The organism is Streptomyces sp. NPDC054883 (assembly GCF_053610645.1).
On record NZ_JBSGYT010000028.1, the window covers coordinates 1 to 24,471 of the forward strand.

Genomic DNA, 24,471 nt, shown 5'->3' on the forward strand with positions numbered 1-24,471 from the left:
CCCTCTTCGGAAGAGGGGCGCGGCAGGCCACCGCCCTGCGTGTGGGTACCGCCCTGTCGCGGTGCGACTACCACCGATACCAGCGGCCGCTGCCCCCCTTCGGACGAGCGACGAAACCGATCAGCCACAGGACCAGAACGGCGATGGCGATCCACCAGAGGATCTTCACCGCGAAACCGGCACCGAAGAGGATCAGGGCGAGCAGAAGAACGAGAAGCAGGGGAACCATAGTTATCAACCTCCGAAGCGCCTTCTGCCCGGCCGCTCCGCCCGCATGCATTCGATTTTTATTTGTTTCTTATCCCGGCAGGCGGGCAGGAGATCCGGCCGCGATCGGTGCCCCGGCACGGCCGGTACCGCGATGATGGAGCGGATATCGACACGCGATCCGAAGGAAATACCCGCCATGCCCGTGCCTGCGGACCCGAAGGTTCTCCATCCCATGCCCGAGCAGCCCCGGGTGGTGCTGCTCAGGCCGCTGGTGAAGTCCTCGCTGATCGAGGTCGGGGAGTACTCCTACTACGACGACCCGGACGATCCGACCGCGTTCGAAACGCGCAACGTGCTCTACCACTACGGGCCGGAAAGGCTGATCATCGGCAAGTTCTGCGCGCTGGGCACGGGAGTGCGGTTCATCATGAACGGAGCCAACCACCGGATGGACGGTCCCTCGACCTTCCCCTTCCCCACCATGGGCGGCTCGTGGTCCGACCACTTCGACCTGCTCACCGGACTGCCGGACCGGGGGGACACCGTCGTCGGCAACGACGTGTGGTTCGGCCACGGTACGACGGTCATGCCCGGCGTACGGATCGGCCACGGCGCGATCATCGGCACCGGAGCCGTGGTCACGGCCGACGTGCCCGACTACGCGGTCGTCGGCGGCAATCCGGCCCGCCGTATCCGTGCCCGGTACGGCGAGGACGAGATCGCCCGCCTGCTCGCGGTGGCCTGGTGGGACTGGCCCGCGGAGCACATCACCGCACACGTCCGGACGATCATGGCGGGCAGCATCGCCGACCTGGAAGCCGCCGCCCCGAAGGCGCCGGAAGGGTAGGCAAGGCGCCCCGTGCCCAGGCCGGTCCACCAGCTCGGCGGTGGCACGGGGCTCGGCGTGCGGGTGCACGCATTTCCACGCTGCCGGAGGTCAGATGCGGCCGCCGGTGAGCCTCGTGAGCGGGCCGCTGCGGCGCAGCGCCGTACGGCGGCCCAGGGTGTAGGCGGTGGTCACGGCGGCCGCGCCGGCGGTGGCGGCGCCGGCCGCGAGGGCCTTGCGGGCCCGGAGCGCGGTCCAGACCCAGCCGGCCCGGCCGACGGTCCCGCGGAGCGCCTGCGCCGCGGCCGCGGTCTTCTCCGCCAGCGGGGCGGGGAGAGCCGTGAAAGCGCCCGCGGCGCCGCTCGCCGTGCCGGAGGCCGCCTTCGCGCCCTCCCGCGCGGCGCTGCCGGCCCGGGACCTGCTCTTGGTTCCGTTGGACGAACTGCGGTCTGTGGAACTGTTGTTGGTGGACTTCTCCGATTCAGTCATGTCCCGCGTGTGACCGAAAGCCCGTGCGGTAAACCCCGCGCCTTCACAGGAGCTTCCCCAACGGCCCGAGGTCGATGTTGAGGTCTTCGGGGCGGAGTCCGAAGCGGCTGCGCAGGAGTTCCATCCGGTCTTCGAGGAGCATCAGGGTCAGGCCGAGCCGCTCCTCCTGGTCCTCGGTGAGAGTTCCGCTCTCGACCCGGCGCAGGGCTTGGCGCTCCATCAGCTGCCGCAGCAGTTCGATGATGGTCAGGACGAGGCGGGCGAGGTCGCGTTCGACGGTGTCGGGGTCGAGGTCCACCCGCTGCGGACGGCTCATGACGCTCCTTCCCCCCAGGGGGCGGGCACGGTGTCGTTCACCGAGCTGATCAGGGCTTTGAGGTCGATGCGCACCAGGTCGATGTCGGCGATCCGCAGGGTGATGTCGCCGGCGAGGACCACACCGCCCGCCAGCAGGCGGTCGAGGAGGTCTACGAGGGCGACTTCCTGATCTCCGATCATGCGGGCTCGGCCGACGGGGCGGGCGCGTTGGTCTGGGTGAAGGAGTAGGGCACCCAGGGGCCGGTGACTTCCACCCGGACGCCGGGCGGCAGGTCGTCGGCCGCCGGGACCTCGTCGAGAAAGGCCTGCCGGCGCGCGGTGCGAACGAGGTAGGCGGCGTTGAGGACGTTCTGTCCGGGCGCTTGGGAGAGCTGCTGTTGCTGGGGCGGATGGAGGACGGCGCCTGACGCCTCGTGACTGAGCCGTTCGTGGAGGGCTTCGGCCGTTCGCCGGGCCCGGCCCGTACGGTCGGCCTGGTCGCGGCGGGTGGCCAGGCGGCGTCGGAGGTAGTCGCGGCCGGAGGCGGCGGAGGCGCCCGTCGTGTCCGGGTCGGCGGCCGGGGAGGCGGCGGGTGTGGCCTGCGCGTAGAGCTTGACGCCCCATTCCTCCGCGTCCTTCACCCGTTCCAGGGCTTCGCCGATGGTCCGGTGGGCGTCGTCCAGCATCCGCCGGACTCCGTGGCGGCCCCGGCAGAGGGTCGCGAGCCGGAGGGGGACAGTGGTGGTCTGGCGGCCGACGTGGGCGACCACGTCGTGGTGGGCCCGGGCCACGTCGGCGAGCCAGTCCAGGTCCTCCAGGTGGGCGCGCAGCGGCTCCTCGTCGAAGTGGGCCGCATCCACGGGTTCTACGACTGCCGTGAGCCCCTGGTGCTCGACCAGCTCGAGCCCGTGGCCCAGACGGGCCTGAGGGTCGAGCGCCAGGGGCGCGGACGGCGGTGTCGCGCTCCGCAGCACGGTGTAGACGTAGAGCAGCAGTTCGTCGGTCACGGGAGTTCCTCCTGGCGCGCCTCCAGCTCGGCGACGCGCCGGCGCAGTTCCTCGTTCTCCCTGCCCAGTTCGCGGTGCCGGGCCTTGGAGGAGAGGGCGGGGTCCTGTTCCCACCAGTCGATCCCCATCTCCTTGGCCCGCTCCACCGATGCGACCACCAGGCGCAGCTTGATGGTGAGCAGTTCGATGTCGAGGAGGTTGATGCGGATGTCGCCGGCGATGACCACGCCCTTGTCGAGGACCCGTTCGAGGATGTCGGCGAGGTTGGCACTGGAGTTGTCGTCGTAGGGCCGGGGCAGGCCGGAGGGCATGGTCATGCGCGCCGTCGGTCTTCCCGGCGGCCGCGCGGCCGGGCGGCTTCCGGCTCGTCGTCCGCGGGGCCGGGGCCGGATTCCTCGTCCGCTTCCACCCGGTCGTCGTCGGGGGCGCCGGCTTCGTCCTCGTAGCCCTCGTCGTCCTCGTAGGCGCCCGGCTCTTCCTCGTCCTCGTAGGCGTCGTCGTAGGCGTCGTCCGCCTCATCGGCCTCCGGCGCCGCGGCTTCGTCGTCGTCGGGGTCGGTCGTGTCCTCCGCGTCGATCTCGTCTGGCTCCTCGTGGTCCTGTTGGTCCTCGGGCTCCTGGTGGTCCTCGACGAGTTCGCCCTCGCGGATCTCGCCGCGCCAGCCGTCCGGCCGGCCGCCGTTGACGGTGAGGTAGCGGGCGTAGTTCTTCAGGTCTAGGCGGACCCGTCGGCCCTGTGCGCGCCAGAGATTGGCGGTCTTCTCCACGAGGCCCTGCGGGTGGTACTCGATGACCAGCAGGACACGGGTGAGGCCGGCCGCCAGTTCGTGGAAGGTGACCACGCCGCGGGTGGTGCCCTTGGCTCCCTCGGAGGTCCAGGCGATGCGCTCGTCGGGCACCTGCTCGGTGACGTGAGCCGTCCAGCTGCGGCGGGACCAGAAGATCTTGGCGTTCCAGTCGCTGGTGGTCTCGTCGGTGGCTTCGGCGCTGGTGACGGCGCGCGCGAACTCCGGGAAGTCGCGGTACCGGGTCCACTGGTTGTAGGCGTCCCTGACGGGCACGCCGACGTCCACCGATTCGAGGATGACGGTGGGGCGGCCACGGCCGGGCTTGCCGCCCTGCCTGCCCAGCCGGTCGCGCAGGGCGTCGGCGGCCTTGTCCTTGGCCTGCTTCGCCCCGGCTTCGACGACCGCCCGAAGGGGCCCGCGCCCCTTGCCGATCCGGCGGGCGCCGTCGAGTGCGAGTGCCTTCAGACCGGGGCTGCTGCCGTCGGCCAGTGCGTTCAGGTGGGCGGTGGAACGGCCCATGGCCCGTCCGGCGCCCGTCAGCAGGCGCTCGGCCTGGGCCAGCAGGTAGGCCTCCAGTTCCTGCTTGGCCCGGTCGGCGGCGGGGCTGTCCTTGAGTCGTGCCAGTGCGGTCTCAGGCATCGCCGTCACCTCCCTGGCCGTGGCCGGCGGACCTCTTCGCGGCTCGCCGGGCAGGCGGCTTGTCGGCGTCGGTGCTCCTGCGCTTCGTCCTGTCCGGGCTCTTGGCCGTAGCGGAGGAGGCCCGCCGGTTGCCGGTGCGGGAGGCTGCCTGCTTGCGGGCAGGTCGCTTTCGCGCCGGCCGCTCACCGGTAGCTTCCTCGTCCCCCTCGTCGGCCGCCCGGGCCTTGCCGCGCTCGCCGTCCCCGTCGGCCTCCTCAGCCGCCCGGTCGCCGTCCTCGTCGTCGCGGCCGGTCAGGCCCGCGAGGCGGTCCTGCACCCCCAGCGTGCGGTCGTGGAGCCGGTCGGCCACCGCCTCCAGCCGGCGGTCGACCAGGGCGCTCGCGGCCGCCGATCCGACCCCGCGCAGGTCCGTGCGCAACTGCTCGCGTATCTCCTTGAGCTGCGGGCTGTCTCCCAGGCGGCTGCCGATGAAGGAAGCGACCGACGCTCCGTCCGGGGCGAGTTTGCGGCCTAGCACCAGAGTCGTCAGGCCGAAGGCGAGTTTGGCCTTCTTCGTGCGGCCGAGCACGTAGCCGGCGCCCAGCGCCACTCCCATTGCCATGCGGTTGTTCATTGGGGTCGCATCCTGGTTTCAAGTCGGGCCAGGAGTTCGTCCTCCCGGCGGTCGAATTCGGACTCGTCCATGCGGCCCGCCTCGAAAGCCGCGACGAGCTCGGCGAGCTCGCGCTGGACGACGGCGGGGTCGTAGTACTGCCGCTCCGCTTCCGCGACGACCTGGCGCAGGACCCAGCCGGTCCCGCGCAGCGGCGCGGCAGGGAGCAGCAGTACTTCCTTGAGCAGCCCCACGGCGCTCAGTCCGCCTCGGCGAAGCTGTACGGGGGCAGCGGTCCGGTCGCCTGCACCTGGAGGTGTTCGTGCTGCTCGTACAGGCCGCGGACGGCGGCCAGGAAGTCCTCCCGGCGCTCGCGGTCGACGAGGAACGAGTAGTTGGCGAGCCAGCCCGTGCTCTCGGGGCCCCGGCGCACGCCTTCGGCGAGGGGCACGAGGGTCTGCTCGATCAGGGCGGCGTCCGCGCGCTCGCGCTCCGAGACGGCCCGGGCGACGAGTTCACCGAAGGCCAGCTTCTGCTCGTGGGTGCCGCCCCCGGCCGCGCGGTTGGCCTCGTGCCGGGCGCGGAGTTCGGGGTCGGCCGCGAGTACGGCGTACAGGACCGCTTCCTCGTGGTGATTGGCCTTGACGTTGTACTCGTCCCGGCCGGTCAGGACGCCCAGTCGGGCCAGGTAGGCGTCGTGGTGCTCGTTGAGGATCGCGCCCACGGCCTCGTCGTCGGGAGAGACGCCGCCGAAGCGCAGCGGCAGGACGGGCCCGCCGACCTGCGCCTGGATCACCACCCGCTGGTGGGCGAGCAGGTCGCGGCGCTTGGCCTTCAGCTCCGTGGGAGCGTCGCTGACCAGGGCGACCAGTTCTCCGGCCTTGACGGTTCGGACCGGCAGCGGCGGATCGCCTATCCCCTCGATGCTGTCGGGCAGCTGCTGCGAGGCGCGCGTGATGCCGTAGACGTAGGTGCTCATTCCTTCTCCTCCCGGCGGGTGGTGGTGCGGCGGCGCGGCCGGCTCTCGCTCTTCTCTTCGGAACTCTCTTCGCGCGCCTGGCTGAAGGCGTCGGAGATGGTCTGCGCGGCGCCGCTCAAGGCGCCCTTGGTCTTGCCCCGCGCCCCGGATTCGGTCATCTCACCGACGAGGTCGGGCAGGCCGGGGCTCTTGCGGGGGCCGGCTTCCAGGTCGAGTCGGTTGCAGGCCTCGGCGAAGCGCAGGTAGGTGTCCACGCTGGCCACGACCACACGTATGTCGATCTTGAGGATCTCGATGCCGACCAGGGAGACCCGTACGAACGCGTCGATGACCAGGCCGCGGTCCAGGATGAGTTCGAGTACGTCGTACAGGCCGCTGGAGCCGCCGCCCGAGGCGGCGGGCGCGGGCTGGGCAGGAACGACAGTCATAGTTTCCGGTTCCCTTTCTGTCGGGCAGGGCCGGGAGCTTCCGCCGGGTCAGCGGCGGTCCGCACGACCCCTTTCGTAGCGGCGGGTACGGCGGTAGCCGATGAGCTCGCCGTCGCCGTCGACTTCCACGTCGTACGAGGCGAGCAGCGTCATCGTGTCCGGGACGCGGGGCAGTTCGACGATCTCGACCTTCAGCTTCCAGGTGCCGTCCTCGGCGCGCTCACAGGAGCTCACCGCCTCTGCCGGCAGGCCGAGCAGCTGGGACAGCTGCTGCATCGCCGAAAGGATCACCGCTGCCGGGCGCGGGGGCTTCCTCTCGTCCGCCTTCTTCTGTGTGTCGTTGTCAGATGTGTTGGCCATGACTTCCTCCTGCCGCGTATGACCAACTGACCCGGCCTCAAACGGTGCGGTGCGTCCCGTCCGGTGAAGGCGCGCCGTGGCACGGTCCTACGGCAGGGAGTCCAAAGGGGGCGGCGACGCGGGTCCGCCCGGCGGAAAACCTCGCGAGGGCGGCGCGAGACCCGCCGCGGCCGGGCCGGATCCCGGCCGGGTCCCGGCCGGGTACGGGCGCGGTCAGCCCGTCGTCCGGTGCTCCGCGATGTCGCAGTCGGTGTAGACCGGCGGCCTGGTCATCAGTCCCGAAAGCCGCTGGGCCAGCTCGCTCGTCTCGGGCGCGTTGCTGTTGGCCATCGCGTCCTCGTGGGACTCGAACTGGACCACGGCGAGGTAGCGGTTGGGATTGGCCCGGTCCCGGAGCAGGGTGCGGGCGGCCGGGGTGCTGGTCCGGCCCGCCGAGCGGACTTGCTCCTCGTAGGCGCGCATGAGGTCGCGTACCTCGTCGATGCGCTCGGTCTCGAAGTCGATGATCTGTGCGAACTTCATGGTTCCGGTGCCTCCTGGAGCGTGGCGGCCCCGGGGCTGGGGCCCTTCCTGCCGCCAGCAGACACCGGCGCCCGCGGCGCCCCCGGCTCACACGCCCGGCGGCGCGGCGATTCCACGAGGATGGCGGGGGAGAGGCGGAAGATGGGCCGGACGAACCATGCTGCCCCGGACGCGGAGGAGGAAGAGGGCGTGTACCGACCCGACGGCTGGGACGCACGGGTGCGCATCGGGGTGCTCACCCCGCATGCCGATGTGGGACCGGAGTCAGAGCTGCGCGCCATGGCCCCCGGCGACGTCGGTGTCCACGCGGCGCGGGTCCCCTTCGGCGCGATGCGGTCGGGCGGTGCCATGGACCGCACGATCCCGCTCGCCCCGGTACGGGCCTTCGCCGAGCCTCCCCACGTGGACGAGGCGGCGGCGCTGCTGGCCGAAGCGCCCGTCGACGTGCTGGCGTTCGCCTTCACCAGCTCGGCGTACGTGACCGGAGCCGAAGCCGAGGCGGGGATGCTGGACCGGCTGTCCGCGCGGGCGCGCGGCCTGCCGGTGGTCGGCACCTGCTCCGCCACGACGCGGGCGCTGCACGCCCTGGGGGCCGGCCGCATCGCCCTGGTCGACCCGCCGTGGTTCAGCGCCGAACTGAACGGCCTCGGCCGGTCGTACTACGAGGCCGCGGGCTTCGCGGTGGTGTACGCCGCGCCCTGTTCGCTCCCCAGCGGGCAGCGGCTGATCCGGCCCGCCGAACTGCACGACTGGATCGCCGGACACGTGCCGTCCGGCGCGGAGGCCGTGGTCGTCGGCGGCAACGGATTCCGCGCCGTGGGGGCAGTGGAGAACATGGAACGGACCCTGCAGCTCCCCGTACTGACGGCCAACCAAGTACTGCTGTGGGCCGCGCTCCGGGCCGCCGGGAGCTCAGCGGCCGGAATCGAGGGGTACGGGCAGTTGTTCTCGCGCACCGCCGACGGATGATCGGCACCGCCGGTCCCGGCCCTCGGGGCGGGGGTCGCTCGGTGGTCACGACGTCGAAGGCCGGGTAGCTTCGGCTTGGCGTCGGTGAATCGGGTCGGTGCCGTCGGAGACCCAGGTGGCGTCGCCCGAGTGCTCGGTGCGGATGTTGCAGACGACCTTGGACGAGCCACCGGCTCAGCGGTACGGCGGAGGGCAGCTCGTGGATCCCCTGCTTGAGCCGCTCCGGGGCTGGACATCGGCCTGCGCGCCCCGCCCCCGCCCCACCCGCGCCGCGGCGTCCGCCACGGCCCCTCAGCGGTTCGAGCACCTCGGCCTGCCGCCGGGGCGGCTCCGCATGACATCAGCGGGCGTCCGGGTCACCGCTCTCCCGGCGGCTGCGCCGGCGTCGGCCGAGGGCCCCCGCCAGACCGATCAAGGCGCCCGAGAGCGCGCCGGCCACGAGGATGCGCAGCAGGTCTTCCATCGAGTACTCCCCTCCGAGCCAGGTTCACCGTCGCCCGGGCCGCCTCGGCCGCCGGTCGAAGACGGCTTCGTCCGGCGGAGGCAGTCCAGGTGCGCAGGTGCCTGATCGACTACGAACGGCGACACTATCGACGTGCCGACGGCCTGGCTTGGACAAATCTGACCTCGGCCTCAGAGCGCGAGGGCTCCCTCCGCCACTCGGGCCGTCGCCACCCTGCCGGGCGTGGTGCCGGCCAGGGCGCGGAACTCTCGGTTCAGATGCGCCTGGTCGTAGAAACCGCAGGCGGCTGTCGCCTCCGTGAGGTGCGCGCCCTCACGCGTGAGCAGCCTCATGGCCCGGTGGAAACGCAGTACCCGGGCGGAGGTCTTGGGCGTCAGGCCCACCTGTTCGGTGAAGCGGCGCACCAGGTAGCTCTGGCTCCAGCCCACTTCGGCCGCGATCCGGCCCACCGGGACCGCTCCGCCGGCCCGGGACAGCAGTCGCCAGGCATGGCCCACCTCGGGCGCGGGGCGGGGTCCGCGTTCGAGCCGGGCCGTCAACGCGAGGTCCAGCAGGTCGAAGCGGGCTCCCCAGTCGCCGGTGGCCGCCAGTTGCTCCACCAGCGCTCCGGCCTCGGGTCCGAGGACGTCACCGAGCTGGACCACCCTGTTGGTCAGCTCGCTCATCGGCACGGCGAACAGCCGGTAGGCGCCCAGTGGGGTCAGCTCGAGCCGAATGGCCTCCTGACCCCCGGGATGGTCACAGACCCGGGGTCCGTCCTCCAGACCGGCCACCAGCGAGCCGGTCACCTGGCTGTCGGGAGGCGTGCCGTCCAGTCTGCGGATGTGCGCGAACGGTTCGCCGAGGCTGATCACCACGACGGCCCGGCCCGTGGGGACCAGCCGCACCCGGTAGGGGGAGGCCGTCGCCTCCCAGTAGCCGGCGTAGCTGTGCAGGACCGGCCGCAATCGCTGCGGCCAGGGGCGGGTCACCCGCCACCGGGCGCCCACCCTCGTCATCTCGACCCCCGGACCGGCCCGGCCCGTCCTTGCGCCCCCCGGCATACGCCTCCCCCTCCCCCGCGATACCCCAGCATCCTATGGAGGGCCTATGGAGGGGGCCGCGGCGTCGGGTCCGCCGGCGCAGCGCTCAGGTGTCGGGCTCCGCGGCCGAGATCGCGGCGAGGGCCGACCCGGGGTCGCGTTCCACTTCGAGATCGCCCAGGGTGACGACCCCCACGAGTTCCCCGTCCGCCGTCTGCACGGGCAAGCGCCGCAGCGCGTGCCGACGCATGAGGTCGCTGGCCCGGTCGACGCCGTCGTCGGGCTTGATGGTGACCGGTTCGGTGCTGCAGACCGCCTGCACCGTCGTCTCGGCGGGATCCCGGTCCTCGGCCATGGCGCGGATGACGAGGTCCCGGTCGGTCAGGATGCCGTGCAGCCGACCACCGTCGACGACCAGGACGTCCCCGATGTCGGCGTCCCGCATCACGCGCGCGGCCTCTGCCAGGGAGGTGAGTTTTTCGACGGTCACCGGCTTCCCGGTCATCACCTCGTGGACTCGTCGGGTCATGGCTCCTCCCGCTGCTTGAAGCGGCTGCTGCCCGGCGCCTACCCTTCCTGGCGAGCGGTACGCCCCGGTGGGCCTGCGGCGCTTCCGGGGCGCTCATCCGGCGCACGTCACCCGTCGTGGCGTATGAGCCGGCGGCGGACGCCCTCAGCGACCGGCCGCACGGGGCGCCGGCCGACGAGGCCCGTCACGGACCGCCTGTCACGGACCGCCTGCCGCGGCCCGGGGCAGCCGGCCGCAGGCTCCTCACGGCTGTCCGCCGGCCGCTGCGGCCGTCTGCCGCAAGGTGCGGCCGGAGCGCGTGGAGCGGGCCCGTCTGGGATCGGGCGGTCCTTTCGCCGAGGCGCGCCCGTCGGCGCGCTTGACCAGCAGCCATGCCTCGCGCCCGCCACTGCCGGAGGTCCGGAAGCGGGTGAGGGCGTAGCCCCCGTGCAGCTTGTGGCCGTCCAGCCAGAAGGAGGCGTGGCCTGCTGCGAGCGCCTGGGCGAACGGGATCTCCCTCCCGTCCTTGCGGGCCGAGAGGTTGCGGTAGGTGCCCTCGTCCCAGATGATCACGCTGCCCGCGCCGTACTCGCCCTCGGCGATGACGCCTTCGAACTCCCGGTACGCGAGCGGATGGTCCTCGGTGGGCATGGCCAGTCGCTTGTCGTGCGGGTCGCCGGAGGGCCCCTTGGGCACCGCCCAGGACTTCAGTACGCCGTCCACCTCCAGCCGGAAGTCGAAGTGCAGGGCGGTGGCGTCGTGGATCTGCACCACGAAACACGGCCGTAGGTGCGGCTGACGGGGCGCGGCAGCGTCGCCCCCGCCGCTGGGCTCCGCGGTCTTCGAGAAGTCACGCCGTCGCGCGTATTCCGCGAGTCGGCCCTTGGGGGTCATGGTCACCTCCGGCGTTCCGCCCGCGTCTCCACTTCCGCTACCGGGCCCGTACCCGCGATGCCCCCGCCCATGGGCGGGGGCATCGCCGCCGGTCGTGGCTTGGGCCGTCCGGGGGGAAGCGACGTCCGGCACGCGCCGGGCGGGGAAGGACAGAGGTGGGTCACCGCCGCGGGGACAGGATTCGGTGCGGGTGGGTGCATCCGAAGGTTCCCCGGCCGCCGAACCACCGAGAGCGCAGTCGCCCATCCGACGGAGGACCGCAATTGATTCCGAAGGCCGTTCTCGAACAGGCCCACACCGTGGCCCGGGCCGGGTCGACCGGCTCCAGGTGCGCGCGGGTGGACGCAGACGTGCCCGCGGCGGTGCACCAGGAGCTGGCAGCCGTCCTGGACGATCTGCGGGTCAGGGCACGCGCGCTCGACTCCGTCTTCGCCTCCGACGTGGCGGACCGCCTCGTCGCCTTCACCCTGCGGGGCGGGCGCCGCAACCGGTCGAGGTTCCTCTGGTGGGCCGCCCGCGCCTGTGGGGCCGGCGAGGCCCTGACACCGGCCCTGCTGCGCGTCGCCGCAGCCCTGGAGCTGATCCAGACGTGCGCCCTCGTCCACGACGACGTGATGGACCGGTCCGCGCTCCGCCGGGGCGGCCCGTCCTTCCACGCACAGCTCGAAGCGCGGTACGCCGACGGATGCGAGGACCCCGGAGCCTTCGCCGCCTCCGCCGCCGTCCTCGCCGGGGACCTGGCCCTCGTATGGGCCGACGACCTCGTGGCCGCGGCCGCTCTGCCGGATGCGGCACGGGACACGGTGCTGGAGATATGGCGGCTCATGCGTACCGAGATGGTGGCCGGACAGTACCTGGACCTGCACACCCAGGCCACCGGCGCCCGTTCCACCGTGCTGGCCCTGCGCACCGCCTGTCTCAAGACGGCCCGGTACACCGTGGAGCGGCCGATGGTCCTGGGCGCCGCCATCGCCGGGGCGGGCGCCGCCACGGTGGCGGCGCTGGGCGCCGCCGGGCGCTGCGCCGGGGTCGCCTTCCAGCTCCGCGACGACCTGCTCGGGGTGTTCGGCGATCCGCAGGTGACCGGGAAGCCGGCGGGCGACGACATCCGGGCGGGCAAGAACACCTACCTGGTGGCACTGGCCCGGTCCCTCGCCGCCGCCGGCCCGGACCCGCGTGCGCCGCACCTCCTCGACCGGTCCCTGGGCGACCGGTCGCTCACCGAAGCCGACCTGGCCGAGGTCAGGGAGGTGCTTCGGCGCACGGGCGCGGTCGAGCGCGTCGAACGGCGGATCCGGCGGCTGGCCGCCACCGCGGAGCGCCACGTGGCCCGGGCGGAGCTGCACGGGCCGGCCGCGCTCACCCTCGTACGACTCCTGCGGGAAGTCGCGTCCCCCGGTCCGCAGCAGGACCGGGGTCCCCGCCCGCTGCCCCCGTCCCCGGCCGCCGCGGCCCGGTGCACCGGAGGTGGCCGATGAGGACGGTCACCGGACGTACGGACCACGTGGTGGTCGTGGGCGCCGGCCTCGCGGGGCTCGCCGCCGCCCTGCACCTGCTGGGCGCGGGGCGGCGGGTAACCCTGGTGGAGCGCGCCCCGGTGCCTGGGGGCAGGGCCGGTCTCCTGGCGAAGGGCGGCTTCCGCTTCGATACCGGCCCGACCGTCCTGACCATGCCCCACCTGCTGGAAGAGGCTTTCGCGGCCGTCGGCGACACGCTCGGCGACCGGCTGGAACTCACACCCCTGCATCCCGCCTACCGCGCCTCCTTCGCCGACGGCAGCTCGCTGGACGTGCACACCGGGGCCGAGGCCATGGAAGCGGAGATCGAGCGGTTCGCCGGGAGCCGTGAGGCGCTCGGGTACCGGCGCCTGCGCAGCTGGCTCCAGGACCTCTACCGGGCCCAGATGAAGCGGTTCATCGACACGAACTTCGATTCGCCCCGGCAACTGCTGCACCCGGACCTCGCCCGCCTGGCAGCGCTGGGCGGCTTCGGCCGCCTGGACCCCGCCATCGGACGCTTCGTCAAGGACGAGCGGCTGCGCAGGGTCTTCTCCTTCCAGGCCCTGTACGCGGGTGTCCCGCCGGCCCGCGCGCTGGCCGCCTACGCGGTCATCGCCTACATGGACACCATCGCCGGTGTCTACTTCCCCACCGGCGGCATGCACGCCCTGCCGCGTGCCATGGCCGCCTCCGCCGCCGGCGCGGGCGCCACCCTGCTCTACGGGCAGGAGGTGAGGCGGCTGGAGCGGCGCGGCGAGCGGATCACCGCCGTCGTCACCGACCGGCAGCGCATCGCCTGCGACGCCGTCGTCCTCACGCCCGACCTGCCGGTCACGTACCGGCTCCTCGGCTCGTCACCGCGGCGGCCCGTGCGGCTGCGGCACTCCCCCTCGGCCGTGGTCCTGCACCTGGGCACCGACCGCAGCTGGCCCGGGCTCGCCCACCACTCGATCTTCTTCGGCCGGAAGTGGAAGGAAACCTTTCACGAGTTGACGCGGACCGGGCGGCTGATGAGCGACCCTTCCCTCCTCGTCACCCGGCCCACCGCCACCGACCCCCACCTGGCCCCGGCCGGGCGGCACAGCCTGTACGTGCTGGCGCCCTGCCCGAACACCGACATCGGTCCGTCGGCCGGCCAGTGGGCGGCACTCGGACCCCGTTACCGCCGGGACCTGCTCGCCGTACTCGAACGCCGGGGACTCAGCGGTCTCGAAGCCGCCGTCGAAGAGGAGGCCCTGGTCACCCCGGCCGACTGGACCGCGCAGGGCCACGCCGCCGGCACCCCTTTCTCCGCCGCGCACACCTTCGCCCAGACCGGCCCGTTCCGCCCGCGCAACCTCGTGCGGGGCACCTCCAACGCCGTCATCGCCGGCTGCGGCACGACACCCGGTGTCGGCGTCCCCACGGTCCTCATCTCCGGGAAGCTCGCCGCCGCCCGCATCACGGCGGAAACCCGACGTCCGCTCCCCCGCGGCCGGTCCACCGAGAACGGAGCTCCGGCGTGACCCGACGGGAACTCGACGCGGCCGGCATCACCGAGCCGGCCCTGCGCGCCGCGTACGCCGCCTGCCGCCGTCTCAACGCCCGCCACGGCAAGACGTACTTCCTCGCCACGCGCCTCCTGCCCGCCGACCGCCGCCCGGCCGTCCACGCCCTCTACGGCTTCGCCCGCTGGGCGGACGACATCGTCGACGACCTCGGCGACGCCACCGAAGGGCAGCGCTCGCGGCTCCTGGGAGACCTCACCGCCTCACTCACGACGGTACTGGGCGGCGGCGGCAGCGAGGACCCCGTCGTCCGCGCGCTGGCGGACACCGCGTTGCGCTACCGCATTCCGGCCGCCCACTTCACCGACTTCCTGACCTCCATGCGCAGCGACCTCAGCGTCACCCACTATCCGACGATGCGGCACCTGTGCGACTACATGCACGGCTCGGCCGCCGTCATCGGTCTGCAGATGCTCCCCGTCCTCGGCACGGTCGGCCCCCAGGACGAGGCCGCGCCGTACGCCGCCGCTCTCGGCGAGGCGTTCCAGCTGACCAACTTCATCCGGGACGTCGGCGAAGACCTCGACCGCGGCCGCGTCTATCTGCCGCTGGACCTCCTCGGCGCACACGGCGTGGACCGCGACCTGCTGCTGTGGAGCCGCGGCACGGGGCGCGGCGACCCGCGGATCACCGAGGCGCTCAAGGCCGCGGCCGCGCACACCAGGAGCGTCTACGCGCGGGCCGAACCCGGCATCGGCCTGCTGCACCCCACGAGCCGGCCCTGTATCCGCACCGCCTTCGTGCTGTACGGCGACATCCTCGACGCCGTCGCCCGCGACGGGTACGCCTCCGTCCACCGCCGCTCGGCGGTCCCCCGGCGGCGCCGGGCGGCCGTCGCGGGGCGGGGCCTGGTACGGGCCGTCGCCGCCCGGCGGCGCCGCTCCGGCGGCCGCCCGCAGCAGCCCGCCCGGCCCGCGGCCACGGCCGTGCCGACGCCGCAGAACCTGCCGGAGAACGTGACGGAGACAGCCCGGTGAGCCCGAAACGCACCCGCCGCAACCGCTACCCGCTCAGCCTGCGCCGGGCGCCCGTCCCCTGGGAGCGGCAGGAACCCACCTGGCGCGCCGCCTCGCCTCGGACCATCGGAGCGTCATTGGAGCGCGCGCTCGCCCGCCCGTCGGGCAACTGGTACGTGCTGGGTGCCTCGTCCGGCATCGGGCCGGGCAGGCCGCACGGCTTCGCCGTGGCCGGCGAGGAGATCGTGGCGTGGCGCGACGGACAGGGGCGGCTGGCGGCCGGGTCCGGGATCTGCCCCCACCTGGGGGCCCCGTTGGCACGGGCGCGGGTCCACTGCGGGACACTCGTCTGCCACTGGCACGGAATGGCTCTGGACGGTGGCCCGGTCGCGGGCTGGACCGGCTATCCGGCGCACGACGACGGCGTCCTGTGCTGGATCCGGCTCGATGCGCACGGCGGGGAGGAGCCCACGCCCCGGCCCGCCGTACCCCGGCGGCCCGGCCCGGCCCGCGCGGTGGCCGCCGTCTACGAGGCCACCGGGACCTGCGAGCCCGAGGACATCGTCGCCAACCGTCTCGACCCCTGGCACGGGGCCTGGTTCCACCCCTACTCATTCGTCGACCTCCGGGTGCTGGACGCGCCGGGCCCGTCGTCGGCACCGGACGAGGCCCTGGTCGTCCGGGTGTCCTTCCGCCTCGCCGGCCGGGTCGTCATCCCCGTCACCGCCGAGTTCACCGCCCCCGGGCCCCGTACCGTCGTCATGCGCATCACCGAGGGCGAAGGGCGGGGCTCCGTGGTGGAAACCCATGCGACCCCACTGGGGCCGGGGCGGGACGGCCGGCCCAGGACCAGGGTGACGGAGGCCGTCATCGCGGCCTCCGAGCGCCCCGGCTTCGCCGTCGCCCGGGCCGGTGCGGCGCTGCTGCGGCCGCTCATGCGCCAGGCGGCGGGCCGGCTCTGGAAGGACGACCTGGCGTACGCCGAACGCAGATGGCAGCTGCGCAGCACCGGCCGCTTCCCCGGCTGACGCCCGGGGGTGCGCTGCCTCAGGCCCGGCCCAGCCGGGCCAAGGACCGCATCGTCGCGGAGCGCCCGCGGGCCGGCACCGTCCACAGCGTCTCGCCCCGTACCCCCCACTGCTCCAGCAGGGCGTTGGCGGCCAGGAACCCGCTCGTGGCAGCCCGCTCCATCAGCGCCACCGGCAATCCCGTACGGACCACGTCGCCCGCCACCACCAGCCGCGGATCGGGAGTGCGCACCCCGGGACGGGAGGCATAGCCGCCGGTCTCGAACAACGGGCAGTCCTCGTGCCATTCGTGCCGGACGCCGACCGTCCCGGCCCCGCGGGTCTCCGGGTACACCGTGTGCAGCTGCTCCACGAGCCGTTGCTCCACCTCCGCGCGTTCCTGCGCCGGGTCCACGGCGTACGCGTGCAGTTCCACGACCGAGCCGCCGGTACGCAGCGCCCACCGGTGCGCTTCTCCTTCCCAGCGGTCGAGGACGCTGACGTTGTCCAGGTCCCCGTAACCGCTCGTCCCGAGGAAGCCCGGGCGCCGCGGCCGTACCGGCCGGTCCAGCCACCATCGCGAGACGAGGAACGGCGGGGCGGTGCGCAGCCCGGCGATGTCCGCGCGCCACTGTTCGTCGCCGAGACCGGGCGAGGCCGCCACGACCCGCCGCAGACCCGGGACGTCCATGGCGAGCACGACCGCGTCGAAGCGTTCGTCGCGGCCCGCCGCCCGCACCTCGTGGCCGTCCGGCCCTGCGGGGCGGACCTCTTCCACGGCGGTCGCCGGGCGCACGTCGGCACCCAGCGCGGCCAGGTGACGGCCCAGCGGCTCCCACAAGGCCTGCGGGAACGGCTCGCGCGGTACGTCGAAGAGCAGGCCCTCGCTGGAACCGAGGAAGTAGATGTGGAACATCAGCACCAGCTCGGCCGCCGACAGCCGCGCCGGGTCGGCGAAGAAGCTGCGCGAGAACACCTCGAACGCGAGGTGGTGCGCGGCCTCCGGGAACCGGATCGCGGCCAGGAACTCGGCGGCGCTCACCCCGTCGAGCCGCCGGTAGACCTCGGGCACGGCCACGTCCAGCAGCGGCAGCGCGGCGCGCGGGTCCATCCGGGTCAGGTCGCGCCAGCCGAAGGAGGGACTGCGGGCGACGAAGCCCAGCGCACTGAGGGGAGGCGTGCGCGGTACCCGGGCGAAGCCGTCCTCGCCGCCGCCGCTGTGCCGGAGCGGGTAGTCGGGCAGCCCCACGAGTCCGTGCAGGCCCGGATCCGTACGCCCGAGCAGCGCGCGCAGGTTGTAGTACTGACGGAAGAACGCGTGGAAACCTCGGCTCATCGTGGCCCGCGAACCGTCACCGAGCCGGACCGGCCACCCGGCCAGTCGCCCGCCGAGTCCGTTCTCCCGCTCGAACACGGTCACCGCGACGCCGCGCTCCGCCAGCAGCACCGCGGCGGCCAGCCCCGCGATGCCGCCGCCCACCACCGCGACGTGCGGCGCGGGTCCGGCGATCCGCTCCCGGCCCGGCCGCCCCGGTACCTCGTGCGCCCGCCGGTCCCTGCCCGGAAAGCGGCGCTGCCGGCCTCTGGAGGTCATTCCGCCGGCCCCCCGCGCCCCGGGGCCCGCGCCACGAACGTGTGGGTGATGCCCCCCTGCCACCCGGCGAGCGGCAGGATGCGTACACCGGTGAAACCCGCGCGGCGCATCCGGTCCGCGAACCGCGGGGCCGTGTCGAAGGCGACGACGCTGCGCCACAGGTGCTCGTACAGGGCCGCGTCCCCCGTCGCCCGGCCCAGCGGCAGCACCACTGCCCGGCACACCGCGCTCCAGGCGGCCCGGTGCACCGCGCGGCCGCTGAGCGTGTATTCGTGTACGGCGATCCGGCCGCCCGGGGCCAGGGCCGCGAGGACCGCCGCCAACGCGCCGTCGGTGTCGGTGACGTTGCGGAAGAGGTACGCGGCGAAGACCGCGTCGAAGGGGCCGCCCGCTCCGGCGGCGGGCAACCGGTCCGCGGGTGCGTGGACGAAGGAGACGTTCGGCGGCCACCGCTTCGCCGCGGCCCGCTCCAGCATGCCCGCCGAGGCGTCGACCGCCGTGATCTCGCACCCCTGGGCACCCGCTGCGAGCAGCGCGGCGGTCGAGGCGCCCGTTCCGCAGCCCAGGTCGAGCAGCCGGCTGCCGTGGGGCAGCGACCGGACACCGAGCCGGCGGGCGGAGCGGCGCAGTTGGCTGTGGTAGCCGGGATGGGCGCCGACCAGCAGATCGTAGGTCGACGCGGCACGGTCGAAGGCGGCGGACAGATCGTCGTCGCGCAGCAGGGGTACGGGGTGCGTGAGTGGCATGGGTTCCTTCCAGGGGGCGGCCGCGGGAGCGTCCTCGGCGGGTCAGGAGTGGGTCCGCCGTGGTAGCAGGGGCAGTTCCAGCAGGGACAGGAGCATGGGGGCCACGGGGGTGCGCAGGCCGAGCAGGAAGTCCTCCCACCAGGCCGTCGTACCGTCCAGGAACCGCAGCAGCCGGTCGGCCGGCACGGTCCGGAAGAGGTCGGCGAAGAAGCGTGCCCCGTCCATCCGGCCGGTCGCGAGGGCGCGCAGCAGCACCGCGTCCATGGCCAGCGGGCGGGCCCGGTACGGGCGGGGGACGGCCGGGTCGCGGCCGTGACGCAGCGCGGCGTCGATGGCCCGCGTCTGGCGCTGGATCGCCGCGAACGTGTAGCCCGTCGAGGGCCGGGTCGCGCCGCCGGCCGCTCCGATGGGGACGATGGAGCGGCCGCGGCTGCGCGGATAGCGGGAGTCGGTCATGGGGATGACGCCGGATTCGGTGCCGCTGACGGTGAAGGCGCGCAGACCGAGGACGTCGCGGCAGTAGGCCAGCAGTTCCCTGTCGTAGGCCGGCTTGGGCAGCACGTTCGGCGAGAACTGCGTGTACTCCACCAGGGCTTCGGTACGGCTGAAGGGCAGCACGTAGCCGAAGGACAGGCCCGGCTCCGGCTGCGGCGTGCGGAAGTCCATCAGGTGGGCGCAGGACGGATCGAACGCCGGAGCCGGGGTCCGGACGAACCAGCCCTTGAAGTGCTGGAGCAGTGCGGTGCGGAAGGGTGGGAGGGGGCACAGGGGGCGCGAGTCGAAGGCCCACCGGGCACGGTACGTCTGCGGACGCCCGTCCGCGTCGTACCCCCGTACCTCCGCGCCGCCCGGGCGGTCCCGTACCGACTCGACGTCCAGCCGGCGGCGCCGGCAGCCCCGGGCCGCCAGCGTCCGGCCCGCGGCGGCCTCGAACTGCGGGGAGCGCAGCATCTTGTACCGCCACGGGCCGAGATCCGCGTCGGCGGGGCGGCCGTCTCCGCCGGTCACCCGCAGCCGGTCCCACTGGCCGGTGAGCAGCGGGTCGTGTTCACCCGGTCCTTCCTCCCAGAAGCACCACGTCCGGTCCGGCGCGCGCAGCGGACCGGCGCCCGCCTCCAGGACGGCCACGGAGGGCGGACCGGTGGCCCAGCCGCCGGGGGCGGTCAGGCGCAGGGCGAGGCTCAGTCCGGCGGCTCCCGCCCCGATGATCACCACGTCCGCGTCCCGGCCCAACCGCCCCACCCCTTTCGCTCCGCTCCACAGTGACCGCTGCCCTGCTTCCCTTCCCCGAGTGCGGCCGTCGCGGATGCACCGGCTCGCCCGTATGGCCTCCTGCGGAGCCGCTCTGCGTGCCGCGGCCCGACCCGGGCCGGGGCTCGGGTATCACCGTGGGTGACGGGATACGCGCGCCGGGGTGCGGCGGGGTCAGGAGGGCGGCTGGTGGACGTGGAGCGGCATCGGGGACTCGAAGCGGCGGGGGCGGCGATCGGTGCGCTGCCGCCGAGGTGGACGGCGGCGTCGGAGCGGGCGGCGGGCGGGTTGTGGCGGCTGCCGAGGGCGGCCGACGCCGTGGAGTGCGCGTTGGGGCAGGGCGCGGACGGCCTGCGGGAGCGCGGCTGGGTGATGGTGCGCGCCCGGGTCGCCGAGGAGATCGGCTCGGGCCGGGACTGGACGCGGGAGGCCGCCGTATGGCTCGCGCGGGGAGGGGCGACGTGGCGCGAATCCGCCCGGGTGACGGGCGACCTGGCGTGGCGGGCGCGGGCCGAGGGAGCCAGTGCCCTGCTGTTCCTGGACGAGGCGTACGTGACCTCGCTGGATCCGGGCACGGCGTTCGGGCGGGGCCTGTGGCACTGCTTCCTGACGACGCTTCGCTACGATTTCCGCTGCGCCGCCATCGAGGAGTTCTTCGCCGGACCGCCGGCCGGACGCGAGCGCGCGGACCCGTACACCGACGCCCTGCACGCCTTCGCCCTGCTCGGGCGCTCGCGGACGGAGGGGCTGGAGGTCATGGCGGAGGTGGTGGCGAGGGCGGGCGACGAGGACAAGGTGGTCCACGCGCTGCTGCACGGACTGTGGCTCGGCGAGAACCTCCCCGGCCAAGCCTCGCTGATGCTGGAGCTGCTGGAGAGCCCCGCCTTCGCGCAGGGCCTGCTGGGGCCGGAGGCGCTGTTCCGCAAGGCGGGGGCGCTGCGCAGGCTGGGACGGTACGAGCCCGCCCTGGCGGCCGTGCAGAGCGCGATCGACCGCCTCGATCCCGGCGAGGTCGTCGTGCACGCCGACTGCGTCCGCGAGCGGTCCCTGATCCTGGCGGAGCGCAGCCTGCACACCGCGACCGGCCCCCGGACCGCCCCCGCCGACGGCCCGGCGCCGGGGCCCGCTTGAGCCTGCGGTCGCCGGGGGCTACTGGGTCGGCGGCGGGGTGAACTTCGTGAGGATCAGCAGGGTGTCGACGAGGTCCTCGGCCGGGGCGCCGGTGGCCAGGCGGCGGAGTTGCTGCCCGAAGACCAGGGCGACGGCCACGCCGGCCAGGCGTTCGGGGTCCGGCACGCCGAGCTGGGTCAGGATCCGGGTGGCCAGCAGGTCGTAGGCGGCGAAGCACTCCGCCGCGGCGGCGCGCAGCCGCTCGTCCCGGCCGGCCTGGACGTACAGCTCGAAGGGCGCGATGTGGCGGCTGTCGAAGGCGTTGCCGCCCGCGACCCGTGCCACCACCTCGGCCGCCTGCCCGATGTCGAAGCGCTCGTCGGTGCAGGCGTCGGCGAGCTCCGTGAAGTGCCGGGTCTCCTCGGCCACGAAGTGCAGCAGGCTTTCGCGCAGCAGCTCGTACTGGGTGGCGAAGTGGTAGGTGACGGAACCGAGGGAGACGCCGGCCTCCTTGGCGATCCGCCGGTTGGTGACGGCGGCGATGCCGTCCTGCCCGATGATCCGCAGCACGGCGTCGATGATGCTCTGGCGGGTGTCGGAAGCATGGGGCATGCCGGCATTCTGCCCCATCGGCTGACACGAGTACCCGCGCGGGGATGGGGAGTTGACGCGTCAGGGGTGTGGACAGCCGATGAGGCAGTGCCTACTGTTCGTTCGAACGAACAACAGGGGTCCGCCGCACGGGAGTCGTCGTGGAGATATCGGGATCGAACGTTCTGCTCACCGGGGCCACCGGAGGCATCGGCTCCGCACTGGCCGCGCGCCTGACCGCCCAGGGGGCCCGGCTCACCGTCAGCGGGCGCCGGGAGGAAGCGCTCAAGGCCGCCGCCGACGCCTGGGGCGCCCGCACCGTGGTCGCCGACCTCGCCGTCCGGGCCGACGTCGTCCGCCTCGCCGAGGCGTGCGCCGAGGCGGACGTACTCGTCGCCAACGCCGCCCTGCCCGCCAGCGGCGAACTCCTGGACTACACCGAGGAGCAGCTCGACCGTGCGCTGGACGTCAACCTGCGCGCCCCCGTCCTGCTGTCCCGGCTGCTCGCGGCGCACATGGTGGCCCGCGGCCGCGGCCACATCGTGCTGGTCGGCTCCATCTCCGGCAAGGCGGCGACCAAGTCGACCTCCCTCTACAACGCGACGAAGTTCGGGCTGCGCGGGTTCGCCCTTGCCCTGCGCCAGGAACTCAGGGGCACGGGGGTCGGAGTGTCCCTCGTACAGCCCGGCTTCGTCCGCGACGCCGGGATGTTCGCGGCCACCGGCGCCACCCCGCCGAACGGCATCAGGACCGTCACGCCGGGCCAGGTCGCCGACGGCGTCGTACGAGCCGTCCGCCACGACCGGTGCGAGGTCAACGTTGCGCCGCTGGAGCTGCGGCTGCTGAGCGCCATCGCCGGGCAGTTCCCCGGGTTCGCCGAGCGGATCCAGGCCCGGACGGACATCGACGGCTCCGTGCGACAGATCGTCGACGCCCAGCGCTCACGCCGCTAGTGCTGTGGCCGGGAAGGTTCGCCGGGTTGCGGTGTTCGGTGCGGTGCATCGCAAGGCGGAGGGCCGCGGCTCGTACTGGACGTACTTCCGTGGTCCGACAACGCGGCGAGGTGCAGCGCCGGGCGCCGCGACCCGGTGGACCTTTCCGGCCACAGCACTAGGCGGACGCCGGTCCCGCGCGCCGGGCGGGACCGGCGCCCGCCTCCCCTTGTCCCCACACGTTCCCGTACCTCCTCGCCCGTGGGCTCCCGCACATCCGCGCCGCTTCCATGCCACCTCATGTGAACGGAGAGCACCGCTGTGCCGAGTGAACATGCATCTTCGGCCCCACCGGGCCGCGGACCCGGCTGGTAACGGGGCGACCTGCACCTGCACAGCGTGCACTCCGAGGGCAAGCGCACGGTGGACGAGATCGTCGCGGCCGCCCGCCAGGGGCTGCACTTCATCGCTACCTCCGACCACAACACCAGCTCGACCGGGGTGACGTGGCACGGCAACGTCCCGGCCGACCTGCTGGTCATCAACGCCGAGGAGGTCACCACCCACCACGGGCACTGGCTGGCCGTCGGCCTGCCGCAGGGCGAATGGGTGGACTGGCGCTACGGTCCCGCGGACCAGGGGGCGTTCGGGAGCCACACCCGGCGCGTGCACAGTCTGGGTGGACTCACGATCGCCGCCCATCCGTTCATTCCGGCCGCCGGATGCTTCTGGGAGTTCGGCCTCGACCGGGTGGACGCGGTGGAGGTGTGGAACGGGCCGTGGACCCTGGACGACGCGGCCAACATCGCCGCCTGGCACGTCATGCTGTGCCTCGGCAAGCGGATCGCCGCCGTGGGCAACAGCGACGCGCACAGCCCCGCCGACGCCGTCGGCCGGCCCCACAACGTGGTGCGTGCGGCCGCCCTGTCCACGCCCGCCGTGCTGGACGCGCTGCGCCTGGGCCGCTCGTACGCCGTCGAATCCGCGGCCGTGACGGTCGACTTCACCGCCCGCACCGGCGCGGCGGTCGCGGGACCCGGCGAGGAACTGCCGCTGTCCTTCTTCGACACCGTCGACGTGACCTTGGACGTGACGGGCGCCCCGGACGGCATCGCCACGCTGTACACGGAGTGGGGCATCATGGCCGCCACCTGCATCGACGGCAGCGGCAGGGGGCAACTGCGCTGACGCGGCCGGGGCAAGGCCTCGCTGTTCGCCCGGGCCGAGGTGTGCCGGCCCAAGCCCGCCTCCACCACGCTGGACCAACTGGTGGCCATCACCAACCCGGTGTGGTTCTACTCCGCGCAGCTGCCCCCGTACGACGTCGAGCGGCGCGCGCTCTTCCACACCGAGCGCCGCCCCCGACGGCTCGTGGAGCAGCATGCGGCCGCTGCCGGGCACCGACGCCGGCGCCACGTCGTTCGCGGGGGTCCAGAGCTCCGTGGCCGGCCTGCCGGACGGCTCCGTCGTGGTGCTGGGCATCGCGCCCGACAACGGCCTGTGGCTGACCACCGTACGGGGTCGGGCCGTGCTCCAGCCCTGGCAGCACGTCCAGGGGCCGGACGGTGCGAGCGGGTTCGCCGTCCGGGAGGCGGACATCGCCGCCTTCCCCGACGGCACCTGCCGGCTCGTCGTGACCGCCTTGGACGGCACCGCGTTCCACCAGCAGCGCCGCGCGGACGGCATCCTGCCCGGCTTCCGGACCCTGCCCGGGTTCACCGCGCGGAGCCGCTGGGGTGCGACGAAGGTCTCGATCACCGCCATGCCCGACGGGTCCTCCCGGGTCCTCGCGATCGGGCTCGACGGGATCGTCTACCACCAGCAGCGGCCGCCCGACGGCTCCTGGACCGGATTCCGGCCCCCACGGGGCGTCACCACCCCCACCATGGGGGCCGGCGCCATCGGCAGCACCGGAACGCCGGACGGTTCCGCCCAGGTGGTGGCGGTCGGGCTCGACGGGCGGATCTGGCACAACCTGCGCAAGCCGGACGGCTCCTGGACGCCGTTCGCACAGGTACCCGGCCCGAACGGGAGGGACCCCTTCCCCGCGGGGCAGGTCCGGATCAGCGCCCTGTGTGACGGCGCCACGCACCTGACGGCCGTCAGCGCCGGCTAGCCAGGGGGTGTCCGGGGCGGGCGCGGCCCGGCCGGCACCGCGGCCCGGCCGGCACCGCGGCGCGAGCGGCGAGTGCGCCCGTGGCGGCGTACGCGTGCACGTGCGGGCAGGGCCCGGCGGGGCGGGGCAC

At 73.7% G+C, this 24,471-nt stretch carries 31 protein-coding genes; 10 read left to right on the forward strand and 21 right to left on the reverse strand.

From position 1 onward, the window contains the following. Window positions 1–67: 67 nt before the first annotated feature. Window positions 68–229, reverse strand: a complete 162-nt coding sequence (locus ACWGH1_RS20990) for a hydrophobic protein (RefSeq protein WP_451525876.1) — start codon at window positions 227–229, stop codon at window positions 68–70. Between the two features lie 177 nt (window positions 230–406). On the opposite strand from ACWGH1_RS20990, the gene ACWGH1_RS20995 reads away from it, so the two are divergent. Next, a complete protein-coding gene (locus ACWGH1_RS20995) occupies window positions 407–1,057 on the forward strand; it encodes a CatB-related O-acetyltransferase (RefSeq protein ID WP_453357815.1) in 651 nt (216 codons plus the stop codon). A 90-nt stretch (window positions 1,058–1,147) separates the two neighbouring features. Here ACWGH1_RS20995 and ACWGH1_RS21000 read toward each other — a convergent pair whose 3' ends face one another. The 12 genes from ACWGH1_RS21000 to ACWGH1_RS21055 form a co-directional block, all read right to left on the reverse strand. Further along, complete coding sequence (locus ACWGH1_RS21000; RefSeq protein WP_453408894.1) at window positions 1,148–1,525, reverse strand: hypothetical protein; 378 nt, start codon at window positions 1,523–1,525, stop codon at window positions 1,148–1,150. A 43-nt stretch (window positions 1,526–1,568) separates the two neighbouring features. Next, window positions 1,569–1,841, reverse strand: a complete 273-nt coding sequence (locus tag ACWGH1_RS21005) for a gas vesicle protein K (protein ID WP_453357480.1) — start codon at window positions 1,839–1,841, stop codon at window positions 1,569–1,571. Then, window positions 1,838–2,023, reverse strand: a complete 186-nt coding sequence (locus ACWGH1_RS21010) for a gas vesicle protein (protein ID WP_453357479.1) — start codon at window positions 2,021–2,023, stop codon at window positions 1,838–1,840. The genes ACWGH1_RS21005 and ACWGH1_RS21010 overlap by 4 nt, the downstream gene beginning before the upstream one ends. After that, window positions 2,020–2,829, reverse strand: coding sequence for a GvpL/GvpF family gas vesicle protein (locus ACWGH1_RS21015; RefSeq protein ID WP_453357478.1), 810 nt, complete (start codon window positions 2,827–2,829; stop codon window positions 2,020–2,022). The genes ACWGH1_RS21010 and ACWGH1_RS21015 overlap by 4 nt, the downstream gene beginning before the upstream one ends. Next, window positions 2,826–3,146 (reverse strand): gas vesicle protein, encoded by a 321-nt coding sequence (locus ACWGH1_RS21020; protein WP_453357477.1) that lies wholly within the window; start codon window positions 3,144–3,146, stop codon window positions 2,826–2,828. The genes ACWGH1_RS21015 and ACWGH1_RS21020 overlap by 4 nt, the downstream gene beginning before the upstream one ends. Beyond that, window positions 3,143–4,255 (reverse strand): SRPBCC family protein, encoded by a 1,113-nt coding sequence (locus ACWGH1_RS21025; protein WP_453408895.1) that lies wholly within the window; start codon window positions 4,253–4,255, stop codon window positions 3,143–3,145. Before ACWGH1_RS21025 ends, ACWGH1_RS21020 begins: the two co-directional genes overlap by 4 nt. Continuing rightward, the gene (locus ACWGH1_RS21030; RefSeq protein ID WP_453357151.1) at window positions 4,248–4,856 is read right to left on the reverse strand and encodes a DNA primase; all 609 of its coding nucleotides are present in this window, start codon (window positions 4,854–4,856) and stop codon (window positions 4,248–4,250) included. Before ACWGH1_RS21030 ends, ACWGH1_RS21025 begins: the two co-directional genes overlap by 8 nt. Before the next feature lie 8 nt (window positions 4,857–4,864). Then, window positions 4,865–5,101 (reverse strand): gas vesicle protein GvpG, encoded by a 237-nt coding sequence (locus tag ACWGH1_RS21035; protein ID WP_453357150.1) that lies wholly within the window; start codon window positions 5,099–5,101, stop codon window positions 4,865–4,867. A gap of 5 nt (window positions 5,102–5,106) precedes the next feature. Further along, entirely contained in the window at window positions 5,107–5,826 is a 720-nt protein-coding gene (locus tag ACWGH1_RS21040) for a GvpL/GvpF family gas vesicle protein (protein WP_453357149.1), read from the reverse strand. Then, window positions 5,823–6,254 (reverse strand): gas vesicle structural protein GvpA, encoded by a 432-nt coding sequence (locus ACWGH1_RS21045; RefSeq protein ID WP_453408896.1) that lies wholly within the window; start codon window positions 6,252–6,254, stop codon window positions 5,823–5,825. The genes ACWGH1_RS21040 and ACWGH1_RS21045 overlap by 4 nt, the downstream gene beginning before the upstream one ends. A 48-nt stretch (window positions 6,255–6,302) precedes the next feature. Next, window positions 6,303–6,614, reverse strand: coding sequence for a gas vesicle protein GvpO (gene gvpO / locus ACWGH1_RS21050; RefSeq protein WP_453357537.1), 312 nt, complete (start codon window positions 6,612–6,614; stop codon window positions 6,303–6,305). A gap of 213 nt (window positions 6,615–6,827) precedes the next feature. Then, entirely contained in the window at window positions 6,828–7,136 is a 309-nt protein-coding gene (locus ACWGH1_RS21055) for a putative quinol monooxygenase (RefSeq protein ID WP_453408897.1), read from the reverse strand. A gap of 189 nt (window positions 7,137–7,325) precedes the next feature. Here ACWGH1_RS21055 and ACWGH1_RS21060 point away from each other — a divergent pair, with 189 nt between their 5' ends. After that, the gene (locus tag ACWGH1_RS21060; RefSeq protein ID WP_453357539.1) at window positions 7,326–8,105 is read left to right on the forward strand and encodes a maleate cis-trans isomerase family protein; all 780 of its coding nucleotides are present in this window, start codon (window positions 7,326–7,328) and stop codon (window positions 8,103–8,105) included. A 340-nt stretch (window positions 8,106–8,445) separates the two neighbouring features. Here the strand turns inward: ACWGH1_RS21060 and ACWGH1_RS21065 are convergent, their stop codons facing one another. From ACWGH1_RS21065 to ACWGH1_RS21080, 4 genes are all read right to left on the reverse strand, one after another. Next, window positions 8,446–8,568, reverse strand: coding sequence for a hypothetical protein (locus ACWGH1_RS21065; RefSeq protein WP_453357200.1), 123 nt, complete (start codon window positions 8,566–8,568; stop codon window positions 8,446–8,448). 170 nt (window positions 8,569–8,738) lie between these two features. Further along, complete coding sequence (locus ACWGH1_RS21070; RefSeq protein WP_453357199.1) at window positions 8,739–9,566, reverse strand: helix-turn-helix domain-containing protein; 828 nt, start codon at window positions 9,564–9,566, stop codon at window positions 8,739–8,741. Between the two features lie 130 nt (window positions 9,567–9,696). Continuing rightward, complete coding sequence (locus tag ACWGH1_RS21075; protein ID WP_453408898.1) at window positions 9,697–10,119, reverse strand: CBS domain-containing protein; 423 nt, start codon at window positions 10,117–10,119, stop codon at window positions 9,697–9,699. A 243-nt stretch (window positions 10,120–10,362) separates the two neighbouring features. After that, the gene (locus tag ACWGH1_RS21080; RefSeq protein ID WP_453357201.1) at window positions 10,363–10,992 is read right to left on the reverse strand and encodes a DNA polymerase ligase N-terminal domain-containing protein; all 630 of its coding nucleotides are present in this window, start codon (window positions 10,990–10,992) and stop codon (window positions 10,363–10,365) included. A 338-nt stretch (window positions 10,993–11,330) separates the two neighbouring features. Between ACWGH1_RS21080 and ACWGH1_RS21085 the strand changes: the two genes are divergently transcribed. From ACWGH1_RS21085 to ACWGH1_RS21100, 4 genes are read left to right on the forward strand one after another with little or no spacing between them, the layout of a single operon-like run. Further along, the gene (locus tag ACWGH1_RS21085; protein ID WP_453357552.1) at window positions 11,331–12,470 is read left to right on the forward strand and encodes a polyprenyl synthetase family protein; all 1,140 of its coding nucleotides are present in this window, start codon (window positions 11,331–11,333) and stop codon (window positions 12,468–12,470) included. Further along, complete coding sequence (crtI, locus tag ACWGH1_RS21090) at window positions 12,467–13,996, forward strand: phytoene desaturase family protein (RefSeq protein ID WP_453408899.1); 1,530 nt, start codon at window positions 12,467–12,469, stop codon at window positions 13,994–13,996. The genes ACWGH1_RS21085 and crtI overlap by 4 nt, the downstream gene beginning before the upstream one ends. Further along, window positions 13,993–15,015: a phytoene/squalene synthase family protein gene (locus ACWGH1_RS21095; protein ID WP_453408900.1), complete on the forward strand. Its 1,023-nt coding sequence runs from the start codon at window positions 13,993–13,995 to the stop codon at window positions 15,013–15,015. The genes crtI and ACWGH1_RS21095 overlap by 4 nt, the downstream gene beginning before the upstream one ends. Beyond that, window positions 15,012–16,022 carry a DUF5914 domain-containing protein gene (locus ACWGH1_RS21100; protein WP_453356383.1) on the forward strand — a complete coding sequence of 337 codons (1,011 nt, stop codon included), beginning with the start codon at window positions 15,012–15,014 and terminating at the stop codon, window positions 16,020–16,022. Before ACWGH1_RS21095 ends, ACWGH1_RS21100 begins: the two co-directional genes overlap by 4 nt. 19 nt (window positions 16,023–16,041) lie before the next feature. Here the strand turns inward: ACWGH1_RS21100 and ACWGH1_RS21105 are convergent, their stop codons facing one another. Genes ACWGH1_RS21105 through ACWGH1_RS21115 form a run of 3 tightly spaced genes read right to left on the reverse strand, consistent with a single transcriptional unit; the run spans window position 16,042 to window position 19,574 of the window. Next, window positions 16,042–17,595, reverse strand: a complete 1,554-nt coding sequence (locus ACWGH1_RS21105) for an FAD-dependent oxidoreductase (RefSeq protein WP_453356384.1) — start codon at window positions 17,593–17,595, stop codon at window positions 16,042–16,044. Continuing rightward, the gene (locus ACWGH1_RS21110) at window positions 17,592–18,341 is read right to left on the reverse strand and encodes a class I SAM-dependent methyltransferase (RefSeq protein WP_453356385.1); all 750 of its coding nucleotides are present in this window, start codon (window positions 18,339–18,341) and stop codon (window positions 17,592–17,594) included. Before ACWGH1_RS21110 ends, ACWGH1_RS21105 begins: the two co-directional genes overlap by 4 nt. A 42-nt stretch (window positions 18,342–18,383) precedes the next feature. Continuing rightward, window positions 18,384–19,574 (reverse strand): lycopene cyclase family protein, encoded by a 1,191-nt coding sequence (locus ACWGH1_RS21115; RefSeq protein WP_453408901.1) that lies wholly within the window; start codon window positions 19,572–19,574, stop codon window positions 18,384–18,386. Window positions 19,575–19,781: 207 nt separating this feature from the next. On the opposite strand from ACWGH1_RS21115, the gene ACWGH1_RS21120 reads away from it, so the two are divergent. After that, window positions 19,782–20,723: a hypothetical protein gene (locus ACWGH1_RS21120; RefSeq protein ID WP_453356989.1), complete on the forward strand. Its 942-nt coding sequence runs from the start codon at window positions 19,782–19,784 to the stop codon at window positions 20,721–20,723. Window positions 20,724–20,741: 18 nt separating this feature from the next. On the opposite strand, the gene ACWGH1_RS21125 is transcribed toward ACWGH1_RS21120, so the two are convergent. After that, window positions 20,742–21,314, reverse strand: coding sequence for a TetR/AcrR family transcriptional regulator (locus tag ACWGH1_RS21125; protein WP_453356988.1), 573 nt, complete (start codon window positions 21,312–21,314; stop codon window positions 20,742–20,744). Between the two features lie 140 nt (window positions 21,315–21,454). Between ACWGH1_RS21125 and ACWGH1_RS21130 the strand changes: the two genes are divergently transcribed. The 3 genes from ACWGH1_RS21130 to ACWGH1_RS21140 all read left to right on the forward strand — a co-directional run bounded on the left by ACWGH1_RS21130 (window position 21,455) and on the right by ACWGH1_RS21140 (window position 24,341). Further along, window positions 21,455–22,246, forward strand: a complete 792-nt coding sequence (locus ACWGH1_RS21130) for an SDR family NAD(P)-dependent oxidoreductase (protein ID WP_453356987.1) — start codon at window positions 21,455–21,457, stop codon at window positions 22,244–22,246. Window positions 22,247–22,609: 363 nt separating this feature from the next. Continuing rightward, window positions 22,610–23,413, forward strand: coding sequence for a CehA/McbA family metallohydrolase (locus ACWGH1_RS21135; RefSeq protein ID WP_453355408.1), 804 nt, complete (start codon window positions 22,610–22,612; stop codon window positions 23,411–23,413). A 193-nt stretch (window positions 23,414–23,606) separates the two neighbouring features. Then, the gene (locus ACWGH1_RS21140; RefSeq protein WP_453355401.1) at window positions 23,607–24,341 is read left to right on the forward strand and encodes a hypothetical protein; all 735 of its coding nucleotides are present in this window, start codon (window positions 23,607–23,609) and stop codon (window positions 24,339–24,341) included. Window positions 24,342–24,471: the final 130 nt, after the last annotated feature.

Coding starts and splice junctions, on each gene's coding strand:
- ACWGH1_RS20990 (WP_451525876.1), bottom strand. CDS start 229: ATGGTTCCCCTGCTTCTCGTTCTTCTGCTCGCCCTGATCCTCTTCGGT.
- ACWGH1_RS20995 (WP_453357815.1), top strand. CDS start 407: ATGCCCGTGCCTGCGGACCCGAAGGTTCTCCATCCCATGCCCGAGCAG.
- ACWGH1_RS21000 (WP_453408894.1), bottom strand. CDS start 1,525: ATGACTGAATCGGAGAAGTCCACCAACAACAGTTCCACAGACCGCAGT.
- ACWGH1_RS21005 (WP_453357480.1), bottom strand. CDS start 1,841: ATGAGCCGTCCGCAGCGGGTGGACCTCGACCCCGACACCGTCGAACGC.
- ACWGH1_RS21010 (WP_453357479.1), bottom strand. CDS start 2,023: ATGATCGGAGATCAGGAAGTCGCCCTCGTAGACCTCCTCGACCGCCTG.
- ACWGH1_RS21020 (WP_453357477.1), bottom strand. CDS start 3,146: ATGACCATGCCCTCCGGCCTGCCCCGGCCCTACGACGACAACTCCAGT.
- ACWGH1_RS21025 (WP_453408895.1), bottom strand. CDS start 4,255: ATGCCTGAGACCGCACTGGCACGACTCAAGGACAGCCCCGCCGCCGAC.
- ACWGH1_RS21030 (WP_453357151.1), bottom strand. CDS start 4,856: ATGGCAATGGGAGTGGCGCTGGGCGCCGGCTACGTGCTCGGCCGCACG.
- ACWGH1_RS21040 (WP_453357149.1), bottom strand. CDS start 5,826: ATGAGCACCTACGTCTACGGCATCACGCGCGCCTCGCAGCAGCTGCCC.
- ACWGH1_RS21045 (WP_453408896.1), bottom strand. CDS start 6,254: ATGACTGTCGTTCCTGCCCAGCCCGCGCCCGCCGCCTCGGGCGGCGGC.
- gvpO (WP_453357537.1), bottom strand. CDS start 6,614: ATGGCCAACACATCTGACAACGACACACAGAAGAAGGCGGACGAGAGG.
- ACWGH1_RS21055 (WP_453408897.1), bottom strand. CDS start 7,136: ATGAAGTTCGCACAGATCATCGACTTCGAGACCGAGCGCATCGACGAG.
- ACWGH1_RS21065 (WP_453357200.1), bottom strand. CDS start 8,568: ATGGAAGACCTGCTGCGCATCCTCGTGGCCGGCGCGCTCTCGGGCGCC.
- ACWGH1_RS21070 (WP_453357199.1), bottom strand. CDS start 9,566: ATGACGAGGGTGGGCGCCCGGTGGCGGGTGACCCGCCCCTGGCCGCAG.
- ACWGH1_RS21075 (WP_453408898.1), bottom strand. CDS start 10,119: ATGACCCGACGAGTCCACGAGGTGATGACCGGGAAGCCGGTGACCGTC.
- ACWGH1_RS21080 (WP_453357201.1), bottom strand. CDS start 10,992: ATGACCCCCAAGGGCCGACTCGCGGAATACGCGCGACGGCGTGACTTC.
- crtI (WP_453408899.1), top strand. CDS start 12,467: ATGAGGACGGTCACCGGACGTACGGACCACGTGGTGGTCGTGGGCGCC.
- ACWGH1_RS21105 (WP_453356384.1), bottom strand. CDS start 17,595: ATGACCTCCAGAGGCCGGCAGCGCCGCTTTCCGGGCAGGGACCGGCGG.
- ACWGH1_RS21110 (WP_453356385.1), bottom strand. CDS start 18,341: ATGCCACTCACGCACCCCGTACCCCTGCTGCGCGACGACGATCTGTCC.
- ACWGH1_RS21125 (WP_453356988.1), bottom strand. CDS start 21,314: ATGCCCCATGCTTCCGACACCCGCCAGAGCATCATCGACGCCGTGCTG.
- ACWGH1_RS21140 (WP_453355401.1), top strand. CDS start 23,607: ATGCGGCCGCTGCCGGGCACCGACGCCGGCGCCACGTCGTTCGCGGGG.